Source organism: Mesorhizobium sp. M0894 (assembly GCF_040319725.1).
Taxonomy (GTDB): Bacteria; Pseudomonadota; Alphaproteobacteria; order Rhizobiales; family Rhizobiaceae; genus Mesorhizobium.
Genome location: NZ_JAMYOG010000001.1, coordinates 99,666 through 118,290 on the forward strand (window position 1 = coordinate 99,666; position 18,625 = coordinate 118,290).

General features: G+C 62.7%; 22 protein-coding genes. 10 read left to right on the forward strand and 12 right to left on the reverse strand.

The genetic code is table 11. The features are described 5' to 3' along the window. Positions 1–100 precede the first annotated feature (100 nt). From ychF to NKH91_RS00595, 4 genes are all read left to right on the forward strand, one after another. On the forward strand, positions 101–1,204 hold the full coding sequence (gene ychF / locus NKH91_RS00580) for a redox-regulated ATPase YchF (protein WP_352846598.1): 1,104 nt from the start codon (positions 101–103) through the stop codon (positions 1,202–1,204). Positions 1,205–1,418: 214 nt separating this feature from the next. Next, positions 1,419–2,393, forward strand: a complete 975-nt coding sequence (gene corA / locus NKH91_RS00585) for a magnesium/cobalt transporter CorA (RefSeq protein ID WP_352846595.1) — start codon at positions 1,419–1,421, stop codon at positions 2,391–2,393. Between the two features lie 136 nt (positions 2,394–2,529). Next, on the forward strand, positions 2,530–2,991 hold the full coding sequence (locus NKH91_RS00590) for a MaoC family dehydratase (RefSeq protein WP_352482086.1): 462 nt from the start codon (positions 2,530–2,532) through the stop codon (positions 2,989–2,991). Further along, positions 2,988–3,458 carry a MaoC family dehydratase gene (locus NKH91_RS00595; protein ID WP_023719202.1) on the forward strand — a complete coding sequence of 157 codons (471 nt, stop codon included), beginning with the start codon at positions 2,988–2,990 and terminating at the stop codon, positions 3,456–3,458. Before NKH91_RS00590 ends, NKH91_RS00595 begins: the two co-directional genes overlap by 4 nt. Positions 3,459–3,501: 43 nt before the next feature. On the opposite strand, the gene NKH91_RS00600 is transcribed toward NKH91_RS00595, so the two are convergent. From NKH91_RS00600 to petA, 4 genes are all read right to left on the reverse strand, one after another. Further along, the gene (locus tag NKH91_RS00600) at positions 3,502–4,047 is read right to left on the reverse strand and encodes an adenine phosphoribosyltransferase (RefSeq protein ID WP_023719203.1); all 546 of its coding nucleotides are present in this window, start codon (positions 4,045–4,047) and stop codon (positions 3,502–3,504) included. Between the two features lie 214 nt (positions 4,048–4,261). Then, complete coding sequence (locus NKH91_RS00605) at positions 4,262–5,134, reverse strand: cytochrome c1 (RefSeq protein WP_352846592.1); 873 nt, start codon at positions 5,132–5,134, stop codon at positions 4,262–4,264. Positions 5,135–5,223: 89 nt separating this feature from the next. After that, complete coding sequence (locus NKH91_RS00610) at positions 5,224–6,525, reverse strand: cytochrome b (RefSeq protein WP_352516104.1); 1,302 nt, start codon at positions 6,523–6,525, stop codon at positions 5,224–5,226. 16 nt (positions 6,526–6,541) lie between these two features. Next, positions 6,542–7,102, reverse strand: a complete 561-nt coding sequence (gene petA / locus NKH91_RS00615) for a ubiquinol-cytochrome c reductase iron-sulfur subunit (protein WP_023719206.1) — start codon at positions 7,100–7,102, stop codon at positions 6,542–6,544. Positions 7,103–7,382: 280 nt separating this feature from the next. Between petA and NKH91_RS00620 the strand changes: the two genes are divergently transcribed. Then, positions 7,383–7,727, forward strand: a complete 345-nt coding sequence (locus tag NKH91_RS00620) for a cupin domain-containing protein (protein ID WP_352846589.1) — start codon at positions 7,383–7,385, stop codon at positions 7,725–7,727. Between the two features lie 27 nt (positions 7,728–7,754). Here NKH91_RS00620 and NKH91_RS00625 read toward each other — a convergent pair whose 3' ends face one another. The 4 genes from NKH91_RS00625 to NKH91_RS00640 are packed head-to-tail and all read right to left on the reverse strand — an operon-like array spanning position 7,755 to position 12,432. Further along, positions 7,755–8,069: a DUF6665 family protein gene (locus NKH91_RS00625; RefSeq protein WP_352846587.1), complete on the reverse strand. Its 315-nt coding sequence runs from the start codon at positions 8,067–8,069 to the stop codon at positions 7,755–7,757. A gap of 24 nt (positions 8,070–8,093) precedes the next feature. Beyond that, positions 8,094–9,977, reverse strand: coding sequence for an ABC transporter ATP-binding protein (locus tag NKH91_RS00630; RefSeq protein ID WP_352846584.1), 1,884 nt, complete (start codon positions 9,975–9,977; stop codon positions 8,094–8,096). Then, a complete protein-coding gene (locus tag NKH91_RS00635; protein ID WP_352846581.1) occupies positions 9,974–11,863 on the reverse strand; it encodes an ABC transporter ATP-binding protein in 1,890 nt (629 codons plus the stop codon). The genes NKH91_RS00630 and NKH91_RS00635 overlap by 4 nt, the downstream gene beginning before the upstream one ends. 26 nt (positions 11,864–11,889) lie before the next feature. Then, positions 11,890–12,432, reverse strand: a complete 543-nt coding sequence (locus tag NKH91_RS00640; RefSeq protein WP_352482080.1) for a hypothetical protein — start codon at positions 12,430–12,432, stop codon at positions 11,890–11,892. 283 nt (positions 12,433–12,715) lie between these two features. Here NKH91_RS00640 and NKH91_RS00645 point away from each other — a divergent pair, with 283 nt between their 5' ends. Continuing rightward, positions 12,716–13,174, forward strand: a complete 459-nt coding sequence (locus tag NKH91_RS00645; RefSeq protein WP_352846578.1) for a tRNA (cytidine(34)-2'-O)-methyltransferase — start codon at positions 12,716–12,718, stop codon at positions 13,172–13,174. A gap of 170 nt (positions 13,175–13,344) precedes the next feature. Beyond that, positions 13,345–13,791 carry a redox-sensitive transcriptional activator SoxR gene (gene soxR / locus NKH91_RS00650; RefSeq protein ID WP_023719213.1) on the forward strand — a complete coding sequence of 149 codons (447 nt, stop codon included), beginning with the start codon at positions 13,345–13,347 and terminating at the stop codon, positions 13,789–13,791. Here the strand turns inward: soxR and NKH91_RS00655 are convergent. Next, positions 13,788–14,045 carry a hypothetical protein gene (locus tag NKH91_RS00655; protein ID WP_023679487.1) on the reverse strand — a complete coding sequence of 86 codons (258 nt, stop codon included), beginning with the start codon at positions 14,043–14,045 and terminating at the stop codon, positions 13,788–13,790. The genes soxR and NKH91_RS00655 overlap by 4 nt on opposite strands. A gap of 105 nt (positions 14,046–14,150) precedes the next feature. Here NKH91_RS00655 and hemF point away from each other — a divergent pair, with 105 nt between their 5' ends. From hemF to NKH91_RS00670, 3 genes are all read left to right on the forward strand, one after another. Beyond that, complete coding sequence (hemF, locus tag NKH91_RS00660; protein WP_352846576.1) at positions 14,151–15,065, forward strand: oxygen-dependent coproporphyrinogen oxidase; 915 nt, start codon at positions 14,151–14,153, stop codon at positions 15,063–15,065. A gap of 258 nt (positions 15,066–15,323) precedes the next feature. Then, positions 15,324–15,584, forward strand: coding sequence for a DUF1344 domain-containing protein (locus NKH91_RS00665; RefSeq protein ID WP_352846573.1), 261 nt, complete (start codon positions 15,324–15,326; stop codon positions 15,582–15,584). A 286-nt stretch (positions 15,585–15,870) separates the two neighbouring features. Next, on the forward strand, positions 15,871–16,056 hold the full coding sequence (locus NKH91_RS00670) for a DUF1059 domain-containing protein (RefSeq protein ID WP_023679490.1): 186 nt from the start codon (positions 15,871–15,873) through the stop codon (positions 16,054–16,056). Positions 16,057–16,059: 3 nt separating this feature from the next. Here the strand turns inward: NKH91_RS00670 and NKH91_RS00675 are convergent, their stop codons facing one another. Genes NKH91_RS00675 through NKH91_RS00685 form a run of 3 tightly spaced genes read right to left on the reverse strand, consistent with a single transcriptional unit; the run spans position 16,060 to position 18,600 of the window. Beyond that, on the reverse strand, positions 16,060–17,328 hold the full coding sequence (locus tag NKH91_RS00675) for a CCA tRNA nucleotidyltransferase (RefSeq protein WP_352846570.1): 1,269 nt from the start codon (positions 17,326–17,328) through the stop codon (positions 16,060–16,062). Beyond that, positions 17,325–17,957 (reverse strand): CoA pyrophosphatase, encoded by a 633-nt coding sequence (locus NKH91_RS00680; RefSeq protein WP_352496081.1) that lies wholly within the window; start codon positions 17,955–17,957, stop codon positions 17,325–17,327. Before NKH91_RS00680 ends, NKH91_RS00675 begins: the two co-directional genes overlap by 4 nt. Before the next feature lie 13 nt (positions 17,958–17,970). Beyond that, positions 17,971–18,600, reverse strand: coding sequence for a DUF1285 domain-containing protein (locus tag NKH91_RS00685; RefSeq protein WP_352846769.1), 630 nt, complete (start codon positions 18,598–18,600; stop codon positions 17,971–17,973). Positions 18,601–18,625: the final 25 nt, after the last annotated feature.

The following is an 18,625-nucleotide window of genomic DNA, read 5'->3' on the forward strand; positions in this document are numbered from 1 at the left end:
CGTCAGCGCCGCGGGCATGAGTGCACAGGGCTTGACGATCGTCGGCGCTTTCGCCCATAGCCCTGATCAAATTTCGATTTCCCGATAGGACCAGACAAAAATGGGTTTCAAATGCGGCATCGTTGGCTTGCCCAATGTCGGCAAGTCGACGCTCTTCAATGCGTTGACCAGGACGGCGGCGGCACAGGCCGCCAATTATCCGTTCTGCACCATCGAGCCGAACACCGGCGAGGTGGCGGTGCCCGACCCGCGCCTGCAGAAGATCGCCGCGATCGGCAAGTCGAAGGAGATCATCCCGACGCGCATCTCCTTCGTCGACATTGCCGGCCTGGTGCGCGGCGCCTCGAAGGGTGAAGGGCTGGGCAACCAGTTCCTCGCCAACATCCGCGAGGTCGACGCCATCGTCCATGTGCTGCGCTGTTTCGAGGATGACGACATCACCCATGTCGAGGGCCGCATCGATCCTGTCGCCGATGCCGAGACCGTCGAAACCGAATTGATGCTTGCCGACCTCGACAGCCTCGAGCGCCGCATCGTGCAGATCCGCAAGCGTGCCGCCGGCAAGGACAAGGAGGCAGCGACCGTACTTCCCATGATGGAAGCGGCGCTTGAACTACTGCAGGCCGGCAAGCCCGCCCGCATCCTGCTCAACGGCATCTCGGCTGAGGATCTGCGCATCCTGCAGGGACTGAACCTTTTGACGTCGCACCCGGTGCTTTACGTGTGCAACGTCGCCGAAGCCGATGCCGCCATCGGCAACGCCCACACCAGGGCGGTCGAGCAGATGGCGGCCGCGCAAGGTGCCCGCACCGTTGTGATTTCGGCGGCGATCGAGGCCGAGGTCGCCCAGCTCTCGGACGAAGAGGAAATGGAATTCCTGGCAACGCTCGGCCTGGACGAACCCGGCTTGAACAAGGTCATCCGCGCCGGCTACGAGCTGCTGCAGCTCATCACCTACTTTACCGTCGGGCCGAAGGAGACACGCGCCTGGACCGTGCACAAGGGCGCCAGGGCGCCGCAGGCGGCAGGCGTTATCCACACCGATTTCGAGCGCGGCTTCATCCGCGCCCAGACCATCGCCTATGACGACTTCGTCAGGCTGGGCGGCGAAGTGGCGGCTAAGGAGGCCGGCAAGGCGCGCGACGAAGGCAAGGAGTATGTCGTCCAGGACGGCGACATCATGCTGTTCAAGTTCAACACCTGACCAGGCGAGGGAGCCCAGAGGCCACCATTGCCGCCGCTCGATGCCAAACTTCAAAGCAGGGGTCGCAGTGCCTCTTGCGCTGCTTGACGGGCCGTCGTGCGGGGTCTAAGGGGCCTCTGCACCGGCCTCGCGCCTCACCTGCCCGTGTCCGTGCGATCTGACTGACGCGCCCCTCCAACGAACGCTCTTTGGCAACAGCAAGGGAGACCCGGCGATGATCAAGGCCTTCGTCGTCGACAATGATCGCCTGCGCCTGGTCGACGATCTCCTGCAAAACAGCGACACTGTGGTCTGGGTCGACCTCTTCAACCCGACAAAGGAAGAAGAGACGACAATTGAGACCTGGCTCGGCATCGCCGTTCCGACCCGCGAAGAGATGGAAGAGATCGAGATCTCGAGCCGTCTCTACGTCGAGGACGGCGCCTACTTCATGACCGCCATTCTACCTGCGCAGACCGAGGTGGACGATCCGTTGATGTCGCCGGTTACCTTCGTGCTCTCCGGCAGCAGGCTGATCACCGTGCGGTACCACGAACCGAAGGCGTTTAAGACCTTTCCGCAGCGCGCCGAGAAGGTGGCGACCGGTTGCACCAGCGGCGACACCATCCTGATCGGACTACTGGAGGCGATCGTCGACCGCCTCGCCGACATTCTGGAGCGCGCCGGCCGCGACGTCGAGGCGATCTCGCGCGACATCTTCGAGGCACGCTCGACCAAGGTTTCCAAGCGCAACCGCGACTTCCAGGAGCTGTTGAAAGGCATTGGCCGCAAGGAGGATCTCGCCTCTTCGGTCCGCGACAGCCTGATCTCGCTGCAGCGCCTTGCCGGCTTCCTCGCCCATGCCTCCACGCAGACCAGGATGAGCAAGGATACCCGCGCCCGCATCAAGACCTTGTCGCGCGATGTGCTGTCGCTCGCCGACCACGCCACGTTCCTGTCGCAGAAGATCAGCTTCCTGCTCGACGCGACGCTCGGCATGATCTCGATCGAGCAGAACGCCATCATCAAGATCTTCTCCGTCGCCGCTGTCATCTTCCTGCCGCCGACGCTTGTCGCTTCAATCTACGGCATGAATTTCGACATCATCCCCGAGCTCAAATGGCACTTTGGTTATCCCTTCGCCATCGGCATGATGGTGCTTTCGGCAATCCTGCCCTTCTGGTATTTCCGCCGCCGCGGCTGGCTGTAGGGTCATCAATACCTCCGCTGCGGCTTGGGCGCCGCCAGGCTGGCGCACTAGAAATTGCTTGACCAAATGCCGCGCTGCCTGCATCCGGGACCCCGACCCGCAGCGATCGTACAATCCTGAACAGGATTTCCAGACCATGACCGCAAAGACCTGGGCTTATGAGGATTTTGTCGAGGGCGCTTCGCTCGACCTCGGCACCAAGCTGGTAAGCGCCGCCGAAATCATAGAATTCGCCGGCGAGTTCGATGCCCAGGCGATGCATCTCGACGAGGCTGCGGGTAAGGCCAGCATCCTCGGCGGGCTGGCGGCTTCGGGTTGGCACACCTGCGCCATGTTCATGCGCATGCTGTGCGATGCCTTCCTGCTCGACTCGACCTCCCAGGGCGCGCCAGGCGTCGACCAGGTCAAATGGAAACGGCCGGTCCTGGCCGGCGACCTGTTGAGCGGCAGCACCACCGTCCTTGCCAAGCGCCTGTCTAGATCGAAGCCCCGGCTTGGCCTGGTGACCATGCGCAGCGAGTTGTTCAACCAGCGCGGCGAAGGTGTTTTCGAGCTCGAAAACACCGTCATGTTCCTCACCCGCGAGGGCAGTGCGTGAGCCTCGACGAATTCTTCTGCATCGGTATCACCGTCACGCTCGGTTCGCATCGATTCGAACCGGAGGCGATCAAGGCGTTCGCCCGCAAATACGATCCGCAAGTTTTCCACATCGATGAAGAGGCGGCGAGGAACAGCATATTCGGCGGGCTCTGCGCCTCGGGCTGGCACACCGCCGCCACCTGGATGAAATTGAACCTCCAGGCTGGCATAGAGGCAGAGGTCGCCCGCTGGCCCGGCCCCGGGCCGGTGCCGGAATTCGGCCCCTCGCCCGGCTTCAAGAACCTCAAATGGCCCAAACCTGTCTATGCCGGGGAAACCGTGACTTTCACCCGCACGGCGCTGGCCCACCGCCCCATTGCCTCGCGACCGGGCTGGCGGCTGCTGACGCTCCGCTCAGAGGCCTTCGATTCGACGGGCGACAAGGTGATCGAATTCGAAAGTGCCGTGCTGGTGAAGGTGGGGTGAGCGGAATTCTTCCCTTCTGCCACGGGGGAGAAGGAAGAAACGCTCAATGCCCCTCAAACCCGATCAGCGTCCTCACCGGCACGCCGAGCCCCTCTAACCTCTCGCGGCCGCCAAGGTCCGGCAGGTCGATGACGAAGCAGGCGGCGAGAATGTCGGCGCCGATCTGCCGCAATAGCTTGACGGCCGCCTCCGCCGTGCCGCCGGTGGCGATCAAATCGTCGACGAGGATTACCTTCTCGCCCGGAGAAACACCGTCCTTGTGCATCTCCATCTCGTCCAGCCCGTATTCCAGGCTGTAGGCGACGCGCACCGTCTCGTAAGGCAACTTGCCCTTCTTGCGGATCGGCACGAAGCCGGCTGAGAGCTGGTGGGCGATGGCGCCGCCGAGGATGAAGCCGCGCGCCTCGATGCCGGCGATCTTGTCGATCTTCAGGCCGGCATAGGGATGCACCAGTTCGTCGATCGCGCGGCGGAAGGCCCGCGCATTGCCGAGCAGCGTGGTGATGTCGCGAAACAGGATGCCCGGCTTGGGATAATCCGGAATGGTGCGGATCGCGGCAAGCAGCGTCTCTTCGAGCGAGGACTTCATCAAGCGGCTCTCCGGGCCATTCAGATTCGGCTAAAGACGTGAAAGGAATTGGCCAATCGTAACCCGGTGCAGCCAAGTCCGGCTACCGCCATGTGACGCCTGACGGAAAATTGTCCGGCAAAGGGCCTTGTTCAGCGCCGGCTGCGATGAATCGACATGCCTGCAATGAAAAGGGCGCCCTTCGACGCCCTCGCATTCTCTTATATCGCAGGGCTCAGTGCGCCACGCCGGCCCACACCTTGCGCTTGGTCAGGTAGACCAGTGCGCCGAACAGCAGCAGGAAGACCAGTACGCGAAAGCCGGTCTTCTTGCGGTCCTCGAGGTGCGGTTCTGCCGCCCACATCAGGAAGGCCGACACGTCGCGAGAATACTGGTCGACCGTCTGCGGCGCCCCGTCATCATAGGTAACCTGGCCGTCGGAGAGCGGCTTCGGCATCTTCAGCGACACGCCGGACAGGAAGAACGGATTGTAGTGCGTGCCTTCTGGTATGACCATGCCCGCCGGCGGCTGTTGGTCGTAGCCGGTCAGCAGCGAGTGGATGTAGTCGGGGCCGCCCTGCGCATATTGCGTAAAGATGTCGAACACGAAGCGCGGGAAGCCGCGCTCGACGCCGCGCGCCTTGGCCAGCAGCGACATGTCGGGCGGTGCTGCACCGCCATTGGCCGCCGCCGCCGCTTCCTCGTTGGGGAACGGCGGCGGAAAATGGTCGGACGGCTTGCCGGGACGATCGAACATGTCGCCGGCATCGTTCGGGCCGTCATGGATCGTATATTCGGCCGCCAGCGTCTTGATCTGCGCATCCGAATAGCCAAGGCCTTCCAGCGTACGGAACGCCACCAAATTCATCGAATGGCAGGCCGAGCAGACTTCCTTGTAGACCTTGAGCCCGCGCTGCAGCTGGGCCTTGTCGTAGGTGCCGAATGGCCCGGCGAAGCTCCAGTCCATTTCCTTCGGTTCGTCAATCGGGAAATGCGTCGGCGCCGCCTCATTGTGCGCCTCTTCCTGGGCGCTCGCTCCAGTGCCTGTGGCCCCAATGCCCGCGGCCACAAGGCCAAGCAGCGCCAACGAGGCGAGAATCTTCTTCATGCCATATCCCCTTGAGATTCTCTGACGCGCGGTCATCGTCCCGAGCATGATCTTGTCCGAAAACCGGTTTCCACTTTTCGGGATCATGCTCAGCCTTTGGTTTCCGGCGCGGCCGTGGCGCCGGCAGGATGTCCACCGCCACCCTTGTTCTTCTCGAGCACCGCCTCGGTGATCGAATTCGGCAGCCGCCGCGGCGTCTCGATCAGCCCAAGCACCGGCAGCGCTACCAGGAAGAAGGCGAAGTAGAACAGCGTCGCCATCTGCGCCATGAACACATAGCTGCCCTCGGCCGGCTGCGAGCCCAGCCAGCCGAGCAGGATGGCGTCGGCCATGAACAGCCAGAAGAACAGCTTGTACCAGGGCCGGTAGACAGCCGAGCGCACCTTCGAGGTGTCGAGCCACGGCACCAGGAACAGCATTACAATCGCGCCGAACATGCAGAGCACGCCGCCGAGTTTGGAGTTGATGGGCCCGATATTGAAGGTGATGGCGCGCAGGATCGCGTAGAACGGCAGGAAGTACCATTCCGGCACGATGTGGGCCGGCGTCTTCAGCGGGTTGGCGACGGTGTAATTGTCCGGATGGCCGAGATAGTTCGGCAGGTAGAACACGAAATAGGCGAAGACGAACAGGAACACGATCATGCCGAACCCGTCCTTGATGGTCGCGTAAGGCGTGAAGGCGAGCGTGTCGGTCTTCGATTTGACCTCGATGCCGGTCGGATTGTTCTGGCCGACGACGTGAAGCGCCCAGATGTGCAGCACGACGACGCCGGCGATCATGAACGGCAGCAGGTAATGCAGCGCAAAGAAGCGGTTCAACGTCGGATTGTCGACCGCGAAGCCGCCGAGGAGAAGCTGCTGGATCCAGTCGCCAACCAGCGGTATGGCGGTGAAGAAGCCGGTGATGACGGTGGCGCCCCAGAAGCTCATCTGGCCCCAAGGCAGCACATAGCCCATGAACCCGGTCGCCATCATCAGCAGGTAGATGATGCAGCCGAGGATCCACAGCAGCTCGCGCGGCGCCTTGTAGGAGCCGTAGTAGAGGCCACGGAAGATATGGATGTAGACGGCGACGAAGAAGAACGACGCGCCGTTCGAATGCAGGTAGCGCAGCAGCCAGCCCGAATTCACGTCGCGCATGATCTTCTCGACCGAATCGAAGGCGAGAGTGCTGTCGGCCGCGTAGTGCATGGCCAGCACGATACCCGTCAGGATCTGCGCCGCCAGCATGAGCGCGAGGATGCCGCCGAAGGTCCAGGCATAATTCAAATTGCGCGGCACCGGATAGGCGATGAAGCTGTCATAGACCAGCCGCGGCAGCGGCATGCGCGAATCGAACCAGCGTCCGATGCCGGTCTTGGGCGTATAGGTCGAGTGTCCCTCGCTCATCGAAATATCCCTTGCCTCAGCCGATACGGATCTTGGTGTCGGAAATAAACTGGAACACCGGTACCGCCATGTTCTCGGGTGCCGGCCCCTTCCGGATGCGGCCGGCGGTGTCGTATACGGAACCGTGGCACGGGCAGAACCAGCCGCCGAAATCGCCTTCCTGGCCGAGCGGGATGCAGCCGAGATGGGTGCAGACCTGGACCATCACCATCCACGCTTCCTTGCCCGGCGTGGTGCGGTTGGCGTCGGTCGCCGGCGCGTCGGCCGGCAAATTGGCATTGCGGGCAATTGGATCCTTGAGCTCGGCGAGATTGACCGCCTCGCCGTCCTTCATCTCTTGCTCAGTGCGGTTGCGCACGACCACCGGCTTGCCCCGCCACTTCACAACGAGCGACATTCCTGGCGTCAGCGAAGAGACGTCGACCTCAACCGAGGCAAGGGCCAGCGTCGAGGCATCCGGACGCATCTGATCGATGAACGGCCAAGCGACGGCGCCCGCGCCGACCACCGCGGCCATGCCGGTGGCGACGTAGAGAAAATCACGACGGTTGGGATCCTGGGTGTCGGTTGCGCTCACGGGTGCCTGATCCTTTCGCCTCTTCCGTGCCGGCGGCCGAGCCTTGTTCCCGCTCAATCGCGCCGGCCCGACAGCGCATGGCGAACAGGCTAGCGAATTCCTCCGGCATTTGGGACTTGGGTTTATGCGTGAAGCCTGTTTTTGTCCAGACGGGTGAAGGCACAAGGGCAGATTGTCGCGGGGACGTAATTTGCCCGATGGAATGATTGGAAAATCGCAGGAAAACCAAACGACTGCGTTCGCCTCGACAGCGGGCGCTGGCGCGGTTTATCCTCGCCCTATGGCGCATGTTATAGACCGCGACAAATGGGCCGAGGCGCCCGACCACTGGCAGGGCGAGTTGCAATGCGGCGCCTGCGGCTCCAACAGCTGCCTGATCTTCAACTACCTGCCTGAGATCGGCGGCGGCCCCAGGCTGCACAGCCATCCCTATTGCGAGATTTTTATCATCCGGGCCGGGACCGGCCTGGTCACCGTCGGCGACCGGCAGATCGAGGCCACGGCCGGCCAGATCCTGATCGTACCGCCGGACACGCCGCACAAATTCACCAATCTCGGGCCAGGCCCGCTGGAAACCACCGACATACACGAGAACGGCAGCTTCATCACCGAGTGGCTGGAATAACGCCTCCCAAACCGATTCCGGTTCGGATCATACGCTGGCGCCGAGCCTGGCCAGCACGGCCTTGGGAATATTGTATTCCCGGATCACCGCGTCGTGCTTGCGCAGGCCGCAGAGTTCGCGCTGGATGAAATAGCCGTGCACCGCGTCGGCTGCGTCCTTGAGCAGCCGGGGTCGATCGTCGCTGTCGCCATTCTCGCGCAGCCTCGTCAGTGTTTTCTCGACGCGCCGGCCGGCGCGGCCGAGCGCTGCCGCCTTTTCGCCGAGGATTTCATGGCCAAGCAGATCCAACGCGCTCTCCTGCGCGCCGGACCGTCCAAAATTCGATGGCAATCTCACCGCCATGATTTCACTCCGGTCTATGGAAAACTACTCCGCCGGCCGGGTCTCGGCCAACGCGCTCTCTTCGTTGAACAGGAAGCCGCCGGACTGCCGTTTCCACAGCCGTGCATACAGCCCGTCGAGCGCAACCAGTTCGTCATGCGTGCCTTGTTCGACGATGCGGCCCTCGTCGAGCACCACCAGCCGGTCGAGTGCCGCGATGGTCGACAGCCGGTGCGCGATGGCGATGACTGTCTTGCCTTCCATCAGCCTTGCCAGATTCTCCTGGATTGCCGCCTCGATGTCGGAATCGAGCGCCGAGGTCGCCTCATCGAGCACCAGGATCGGTGCGTCCTTGAGGAAGACGCGGGCGATCGCCACGCGCTGGCGCTGGCCGCCCGAGAGCTTGACGCCGCGCTCGCCGACAAAGGCTTCATAGCCAGTACGATCGCGACTGTCGCGCAGGCCGAGGATGAACTCCTGCGCCTCGGCCTTCTCCGCTGCCGCGATCACCTCGGCGTCGGTTGCTTCCGGCATGCCGAGCTTGATGTTGTCGCGCAAGGAACGGTGGAAAAGTGCCGTATCCTGGCTGACGACGCCGATATTGGCGCGCAGCGAATTCTGCGTGACCCTGGAGACGTCCTGCCCGTCAATGGTGATCTTGCCGCTCTCGAGGTCGTAGAGGCGCAGGATCAGGTTGACCAGCGTCGTCTTGCCTGCGCCGGACGGCCCGACCAGTCCGACTTTTTCACCCGGCCGCACCACGAGGTCGATGCCGTTGAGCACGCCGGACCCCTTGCCGTAATGGAACTCGACGTTTCTGACGTCGATGCGCCCACCGCCAACGAGAAGCTCTTTCGCGTCGGGCGCATCGGTCAGGCCGAGCGGCTTCGAGATCAGCGCCTTCGAGTTTTCCAGCACGCCGAGGTTCCGCAAAATACTGTTGAGCTGCATCATCAGCCGGCCGAGCAGCATGTTCAGCCGCAGCACCAAGGACAGCGTGAAGGCGACGGCGCCGACGGTGATCGAGCCTTCGACCCAGAGATAGACGGCAAAGCAGGCGATCGCCGTGATCATGATCCCCGACAGCATGGTCAGCGCCATGCGCACGCCGGTCAGCCGGCGGGTGAACGGGCGCAGCGCGTCGAGATAGATGTCGAAGCCGTTCCTGATATAGCGGTCGTCGCCATCGGCCGAGAACAGCTTCAGCGTCTGCACGTTCGAATAGGAATCGACGATGCGGCCGGTGATCATCGAGCCGGCTTCGGCGGTGGCCTCGGCATGCTTGCGGATCGCCGGCAAATAGCGTCTGGCCAGCAGGCCGAAGGCTGAGATCCAGATCACCACCAGCACCGCCAGCCTGAGATCGAGCCCGGCGACCAGCGCCAGCGTCGTCACCGTATAGACGACCATGAACCAGACGACCTCGATGAAGCTTTCCATCAGATCGCCGGTCGCCTGCCCCGCCTGCCAGACCTTGGTCGCGATACGTCCGGCAAAATCGTTCTGGAAGAAGGCGTAGGACTGGCGCGACACATGGCGATGCGCCTGCCAGCGCACCAGATTATAGAAACCCGGCGTGATCGTCTGCTCGTCGACCAGCGCCGACAGGCCGACGACGATGGTGCGGATGACCAGCACCACGGCGATCATGAAGACAAGTTCGGGGCCGGCGGCAGTCCACAAGGCATGCCAGCTACGTTCGCCAGGAAGCTGGTCGAGGATGTCGACCAGCCGCCCGACGAAGTAGAACAGTCCGGCCTCGACCAACGGCGCGATGCCGCCGATCACCAGCATGGCGAAGAAAGCGATCTTCGCCTGCCCGACATAGTGCCAGAGGAAACCCCTGACGCCGGCAGGTGGCCGAAGGTCCGCGGGCTCCCGGAACGGATAGACCCAGTTCTCGAACCAGCGGTAGATGGCAGTCATCATTCGGCGGCTTCACCCTTGGCGAGTGCATCGTTGGCGGCTGCATCGTTGGCAGAGGGGCCGTCGTCGAGCAGGAAGCCGCCCGACTGGCGCTGCCAGAGCTGGGCGTAGAGTCCGCCGCTGGCAACGAGTTCCTCATGCGAACCTTCTTCGATGACGCGGCCCTTGTCCATGACGACGAGCCGGTCCATGGCGGCGATCGTCGACAGCCGGTGCGCGATGGCGATGACGGTCTTGCCTTGCATTAGTTTGTAGAGGTTCTCCTGGATGGCCGCCTCGGCCTCGGAATCGAGCGCGGACGTCGCCTCGTCGAGAATGAGGATCGGCGCGTCCTTCAGCATAACGCGGGCAATGGCAATGCGTTGCCGCTGGCCGCCGGACAATTTGACGCCGCGATCGCCGACATGCGCGTCGAAATTCTTGCGGCCACCGGCGTCCGAAAGCCCTGATATGAAATCAAGCGCTTCGGCGCGGCGTGCCGCCTCGACCAGCATCTCGTCACTGGCGTCCGGCCGGCCATAGAGGATGTTCTCGCGCACCGAACGATGCAGCAGCGAGGTGTCCTGCGTGACCATGCCGATCTGGGCGCGCAGCGAGTCCTGCGTCACCGCCGCGATGTCCTGGCCGTCGATCAGGATCTTGCCGCTTTCAAGGTCGTAGAAGCGCAACAGAAGATTGACCAGCGTCGACTTGCCGGCACCCGAACGGCCGACGATGCCGACCTTCTCGCCCGGCTTCACCATCAGCGACAGGCTTTCGATCACGCCCTTCTGCTTGCCGTAGTGGAAGCGGATGTCCTCAAAACGGATCTCGCCCTTGGTCACGGCAATATCCTTGGCCCCAGGCCTGTCTTCGACGAGGCGGGGCAGCGAGATCGAGCTGATGCCGTCTTGCACCGTGCCGATATTCTCGAACAGCGTGGACATCTCCCACATGATCCATTGCGACATGCCCCACAGCCGAAGCACGAGGCCGATGACTAGGGCGACGGCGCCGATCGTCACGGCCTGGCCGAGCCACAGCCACAGCGAGATCGCCGTGACCGAAAACAACAGCAGCGAATTCAGGATGTAGAGCAGGCCGTAGAGCTGCGTCACCAGCCGCATCGACCGATAGACGGTATCGAGAAAGCCGGCCATGCCTTCCCGGGCGAAGGACGCTTCGCGCCGCGCATGCGAGAACAGCTTGACCGTCTGGATGTTGGAGTAGCTGTCGACGACACGGCCGGTCATGGTCGAGCGCGCATTGGCCTGCTCCTCACCGACCTTGCCCAGCCGCGGGATAAAATAGCGCAAGAGCAGGACATAGCCGGCAAGCCAGACGGCAAGCGGCGCCGCCAGCCGCCAGTCTGCCGAGCCGACGATGAACAGCATGCCGAGAAAATAGACGACGATATAATTGAGCACGTCGATGAGCTTGATGACGCATTCGCGCACCGCGAGCGCAGTCTGCATCAGCTTGGTCGCGATGCGTCCGGCGAACTCGTCCTGATAGAAGCTCATCGACTGCTTGAGCAGATAGCGATGCACCTGCCAGCGGATACGCATCGGATAGTTGCCCATCAGCGTCTGCTGGTTGAGGAGCGAATGGAACCAGACCGTCGCCGGCAGCGCGAAAACCACGATGAAGGCCATGCCGGCCAGCTTCAAGCCTTCGGTCTGCAGGAACGTCTCGCGATTCTGCGCCGACAGCCAGTCGACGATCCGGCCCATGAAGCCGAACATCCACACCTCAGCCAGCGCGATGGCCGTCACCAGCACCGCATCGAGAGCGATGTAGGGCCACGCGCCGCGCGTATAATGCACGCAGAAGGCGATCAGCGTCCTCGGCGGCTCGACCGGTTCCGCAGCCGGAAACGGATCGAGCCTTTTTTCAAACCAGCTAAACATAGTGATGCTCACAATATTGTTTCCGCTCACGCGGCACGGGAACGGACGACGTGCCCAGACCGCATGGCGTCAAGGACCGGCGATACGGAATCGTCCGCCTCGCCGGTCCTGCTTCGCGCTATATAGGTTGTCGCGGGCCTTTCGCCGACAGTCTCGTTTGACGATGCTGACGACGTTTTGACGATCCGGATTTTCGCGCCGGTTTTTGCACCAGGCCGGATCAGCCTGATGATCCGGCGCACCAGCGACGGCCGGCTATAGTCCGGAACGGCATGCGAGAAATCGACGTCCGGCAGCATGCCGCGATGCGGACGCTGGCGGGTCTCGGCGTGAACCGCCGACGAGTAGGTCTCGCCGATTAAAAGCGCCCAAGTCGCGGTTTTGCGCTCGTGCAGGCTTCTTGAGCCGGGTATTCTACAGGGATCGAACATCGGTCCGTCCTCCAGTTGAAGATGCAGATAGAAGGGTGAACCAACCCGGACCGTGGGCACGCGCCGCGCGGCAAGGGTGATATCGGTCGAAGCACGTTCAGGTGGGGCGTTCAGCCCCTTCGACAGCTTGAAAAACATCGCCGGATTCCTTCGAAGGCCGAAAAAGGTTTCGGCGGGAATCGGTGCGATTGAAGTCTAGAAGTTCAGGAGAATCGTCGTACCGAAACCGCCGTCGGGCTGGTAAGCCCACGAGAGGGGTGGTGGATGTGCATGGCCATCATGAATTACCCCTTCATCGGTTCGGGTTGACAATGCTGGCCGTATAACCGACTTCGCAGAAAATGACCACCCGCCAGTCCAGGAATTTCCAAAACCGCGAGAGCTCTGTGGCTGATCTGCCACTTATTAGAAAGACGCGGAAATGAACGACCGTCTCCGCATTGCGCTCTACCAGCCGGATATCGCCGGCAATACCGGGACTATCCTGCGCTTCGCCGCCTGCCTCGGTCTCGGCGTCGACATCGTCGAACCGGCGGGCTTCCCGCTCAGTGACCGGGCGCTGAAACGGGCCGGAATGGACTATCTTGAAATGGCGGCGCTCACCCGGCATGTCGACTGGCACGCCTTCGAGGACTGGCGCAAAATTGGCAAGCGGCGGCTGGTGCTGCTGTCGACCAAAGCCGCGGCCGCCTATACGGATTTCGTCTTCACCGGCGCCGACGTGCTTCTGTTCGGCCGCGAATCCGCAGGCGTTCCGGATCATGTCCACGAGGCGGCGGATGCGCGACTGACCATCCCGATGCAGGGCACCGCGCGCAGCATCAACGTCGCGCTTTCCGTCGCCATGGTGGCCGGCGAGGCGATGCGGCAGCTTGGATAGGATTTGCAGACCGTCAGCGCGCGCGGCGAGTACGGCCGCTTTCTGGTCGACGACTGCGCCCTCTCTTGTCATTCTAACCCAGGCGCACATCGCCTTCTCCTGCGGTTTGCCTATCCAGAATTTCTTCGTTACAAGCTCAACTTTACTTGAGGTCAAGCGGAAAATCGGAGATGGCTGCGGCAACGGAATTGACAGTCGGCCAGGTGGCGATGCGCAGCGGCGTCGCGGTGTCGGCGCTGCATTTCTACGAAGCGCGCGGGCTGATCCGCAGCCACCGTACCGCCGGTAATCAGCGGCGCTACGGCCGCGACGTGCTGAGGCGTGTGGCGATCATAAAGGTGGCGCAGGAGGTCGGCATTTCGTTGGCCGAGATCGGCACAGCACTTCGATCACTGCCTGAAGGCCGAACGCCGACGCGCGAGGACTGGAATCTGCTGTCGACGGCCTGGCGCGACGAGCTCGACCAGAAGATTGCCCAGCTCAAGAAGCTGCGCGACGGGCTGACCGACTGCATCGGCTGCGGCTGCATGTCGATTGACAAATGCCCGCTGCGGAACAAGGGCGACCGGCTGAGCACCCGGGGGCCGGGAGCGAGACGGCTGTTGATCGAGCGTTAATCCGCCGCCGGAAGCCGCCTGATGGTGAATTCGATGACGTCGCCCGGCCGCTCAAACCAGCTCTCGATCTCGGTCCAATAGGCCTGCTTGGGAAAGCGCTCGAACCATTCCTTCGCCTTGAGACGAGCGTCGGAGCGCGGCAGCACGAAGGTCTCGCGCAGAAATCCGTCGCGCGGCATGCGCGCGTTCTCGGCGCGTGAACGGTCGAGCCTCTTCTTCAGGCCATCCAGCGGCGGTCTTGCCGGGGTGCGCACGAAACAACTCCATTCACACTTGACCCTTGCACCTAAGAGATTAGGGATCGCGGCCGGAAAAGACGAGTCATTTGTCGGGGTACGCCCCGCAACCGGAGACAGGATTTGCAACGACCCGAGATACCGGCGGGGCTGCCAGCCGACATCGAACAGAAGAAGATGAAGGCACGGCTGTGGTTCGAGACGTTGCGCGAGCGCATCTGCGCCAGCTTCGAGCAGATCGAGCAGGACCTGCAGGGGCCGCAGGCCAGCTGGTCGCCCGGTCGCTTCGAAAAGACGCCGTGGCAACGCGATGCCGGCAAGGGCGGCGGCGGCATCATGTCGATGATGCACGGCCGCGTCTTCGAGAAGGTCGGCGTCCACACCTCGACCGTCCATGGCGAGTTCTCGCCCGAATTCAGGAAGCAGATGCCGGGCGCCGAAGAGGACCCGTCCTTCTGGGCGAGCGGCATTTCGCTGATCGCCCATCCGTGGAACCCCAACGTGCCGGCCGTGCATATGAACACGCGCATGGTCGTCACCTCGCGCCAGTGGTTCGGCGGCGGCGCCGACCTGACACCGGTGCTCGACCGCCGCCGCAGCCAGGACGACCCCGACGCGATCGCCTTCCACAGGGCGATGCAATTTGCCTGCGAGAAGAACGCGGCGATCGCCGACTACGCGAAATTCAAGGCCTGGTGCGACGAGTACTTCTACCTGCCGCACCGCGACGAGCCACGCGGCACCGGCGGTATCTTCTTCGACTGGCTGCATTCGGGCGAGGACAAAGGCGGCTGGGACGCCGATTTCAACTTCGTCCAGGACGTTGGGCGATCTTTTCTCGTCGTCTACGGACATCTGGTGCGCGCCAACTTCAATGATAACTGGACCGATGGCGACCGTGACGAGCAGCTCATCCGTCGCGGCCGCTATGTCGAATTCAACTTGCTTCACGATCGCGGCACCATCTTCGGGCTGAAGACCGGCGGCAATGTCGCGTCGATCCTGTCCAGCCTGCCGCCTGAGGTGAAATGGCCGTAAAATCTCGGTGAGCGCAACGTGAGCCGCAATCGGGTCCAAATCCCCAGAATTTGACGGCGAATGTGGCGCAACGCGCACCAGAAAATATCTTTTTCGTCTAATATTCTATTGAAAAGATTGGGCTATTTGTCGCGTCGGGCCGGGAAACGCCGGCGGTTCTTTACTCCCGAGCGCCGCGACCCGACGTGACCGGACGGCCCATGATTGAATGGGGCACCTTTCCCAAGCGGGTGCCCGCATTTTCCAGGAGAGCATGCCATGCGCAAGCTTATTATGACCGCAGCCGCTGCTGCCGTTCTCGCCTCTGGTACCGCCGCATTCGCCGCGGTCAAGCACACCACCGGCACGATCAAAAGCTTTGATGGAACGGCGATGAGCCTAGTTCTGGACAACGGAGCCACCTTTACGTTGCCCCAGACCTTCAAGGATCCTGGCCTGAAGGTCGGCGAAAAGGTCCGCGTCACGTGGGATATGAGCGGCAAGGACAAAATTGCCGAGGCAGTCAAGGTCGTGAAGTGATGGCCTGCCCGCTGGAGCAAGACAACGTCTTGCCTCGGAGGTAGCGTAGAGGGCGGAGCAGCGATGCTCCGCCTTTTCGCAAACCCGTACACTAGAACGCCGCTTGTCGGCTTGGACGCGCGGCGCTGTAAGGCAACCAAAACCGTTCGATCGTGTTATGCTTAGCTGGCCAGCGTATAACCCGAATGCCGGAACCCGGTTTCGAGATCATGCGCGAGATCAAAGGTCTGGAGCTGCCGTATCAGTGCGCTGCGCGGCGCTCCAAGGAGGAAATGAGGAGAAGCCGATGAAGGAATTCCATTGCGGGTCGCTCGTACCCGGCTGTGAGTGGCACACACGCGCCGAGGAGGAGGCAGAGGTCATGCGTCGTGCCGTCGAGCATCTGCGCGAGACGCATGGCGAGACGGTGATCCGCGAGACGATGATCGAGGCGATCCGCTCGCGCATCGAAAAGGTCCGCGACGCAGCGTGACGGTTAGGATTGGAGTGCCTCTGCGGCGCGCTTGAGCAGCGCGCCGCGATCAAGCGCAAAACCGGACTCGACCCATTCCTTTTCAAGATTCTTCAACGTTGCACCAAGCTTCGGCCCCGGTGAGGCGCCAAGTGTCGCCAGATCGGCGCCCTTGACCGGAAAAACAGGGTTTTGCCATTTTGCGGCGAAGGCAAGCAGGCGCGAGAAGCCGCCTGCTTCGAGCAGTGCGTCATTGTCTTCGACCGCGCGGGCTCGAGCGGAAGCGAGCGACAGCCGCAACCGATCGACAAAGCCTTGGCGGTCGCCAGAATAGAGCTTTTTCGCCAACTCTCCTTCGGTTGTTTTCGGATCGATGACAGCTGCCATCGCCCAGTACCGCAGGCGGCTTGCCTCGCTCACGGAAAGCCTCAATCTCTCGGCAAGCGTTTTCAAGCGCGCGGCATCCGGCGGCACGATGGCTTCCAGCCTGAGCAGCGGGTCCGGCGCCCAGGCCAGATCCTTCTCGGTCTTGGTCAGCCCGTGGATGGCATCAATGCCCCATTTCTCGCTTTCCGGCAAAACGCCGGTCAGAACGCCGGCCTGGCGCATCCACAGCAGCGCCCGCGACGGATCTGGCGCTGACAGCAATTTCTTCAACTCCCACCAGACGCGCTCGACCGAGAGCTGGTCGAGCCCCTGCTTCAGCCGGGCGCAAGCCTTCAACCCTTCGGCATCCGGCCTGCCGTCCCCATACCAGGCGAAAAAGCGGAAGAAACGCAGGATGCGCAGATAATCCTCGCGGATGCGCGCTTCCGGATCGCCGATGAAGCGCAGCCGCCGCGCTTCGATATCGGCGATACCGCCGACCAGATCGACGACAGTTCCGTCAGCTTCGGCGTAGAGTGCATTGATGGTGAAATCGCGCCGCTCCGCGTCGGCTTTCCAGTCGCGGCCGAACGACACTTTGGCGCGGCGGCCGTCGGTTTCGATATCGGCACGAAGCGTGGTGATTTCATAGGCCTTGCCGTGGGCGACCGCGGTGACGGTGCCATGCTCGATGCCGGTCGGCACCGTCTTGAAGCCTGCCGCCTCGGCGCGCCGGATGGTTTCCTCGGGCACTGTGGTGGTGGCGATGTCGATGTCGGCAACCGGCTGTCCGATAAGCGCATTGCGCACGGCACCGCCGGCGACACGCGCCTCCTCGCCACCGTCAGTCAGCGCGGCGAGCAAGCGCTGCAAGTGGCTTTCGCCGAGCCAGCCGGCCTTGCCCGCGATCGACACCGGATCGCTCACGAATAGAGCCTTTCATAAAGCGTTCGGATGATGCCCGCAGTAACGCCCCAGATGCGCTGGCCGCCATAGGGCATCTCGTAAAAGAACCATTCGAGGTCGTTCCACATGCGGCTGTCCCTGGTGTGGTTGGCGGGGTCCATCAGAAAGCCCAGCGGCACCTCGAAGACGGCATCGACTTCGTCGGAATTCAGCGTCAGGCTGAAACCGGGCCGCACAATCCCGAGCACCGGGGCGATGCGATAGCCGCTGCCGGAGACGTAGTCCGGCATGCGGCCGAGGATCTCGATATAATCCCCATCGAGACCGATCTCCTCGAACGTCTCGCGCAATGCCGCCGCTTCCGGGCTCACATCGGTTGGATCGATGGTTCCGCCGGGGAAAGCCACCTGCCCTGAATGGTTGCGCAGCTTTTCCGCCCGCCGGGTCAAAAGGACCGTGGCCTCGTGGCCATGGTCGACCACCGGGATCAGCACGGCGGCATCGCGCAGCGCCTTGGCCAGCTTCAGCCTGGGATGACCCGGATTGAAGCGGTGGTCGCCAAAATCGTCACCGGCATGCGCCTGCGGCTGCGCCACGACGCGCTGGCGAAACTCGGCGGCGGAAAATGGCACCGGCGTCACCTGATCCATCATAGGCGGTCCATCATGCGCTCAGCCGTTTCAGTTTCTCAGCCGGCATGATCGGGTAGACCTCGCCTTTGGAACGGACGGCAAACATCGTCTTGCCGCCGATGTCGATCTCTTGGCCGTGCTCGACCAGCTCGTACATCACTGGCCGCGCCACCAGCGCTTCCAGCCGCCCGCGCACCAGCACATAGGGCTTCAGGCCACCTGTCTCGTCCTCGTCGACGAATCGCAGCGGATGCTCCGCCCCAGCCTCGACCACATCGCCGACATTGGTACGAAAGGTGATGATTTGCCCGTCGCCGGCGCCCGACACATCCATCTCGACGGCGATGAAGGGCGCGTCGGCGACGCGGATGCCGACCTTTTCCACCGGCGTCACCAGATAGGTCTTGCCGTCGTCGTCCTTGCGCAGCACCGAGGAGAAAAGCTGCACCAGCGGCATCCGGCCGATCGGCGTTCCCAGATAGAACCAGGTGCCGTCCTGCTTGATCTCCATGTCGAGATCGCCGCAAAATGCCGGATTCCAGCGTTCCACCGGCGCCGGCCCCTTGCCGGCGCGCGTCGCGCGCGAGACCAGCGCCTCTAGCCCACGCGCCTCGGTCGCGGCCGTCAGGCTCTCTTCACGATGCTCGGCGGCTTCTGTCATGGTCACGAAATAGTCACTGTTGTTC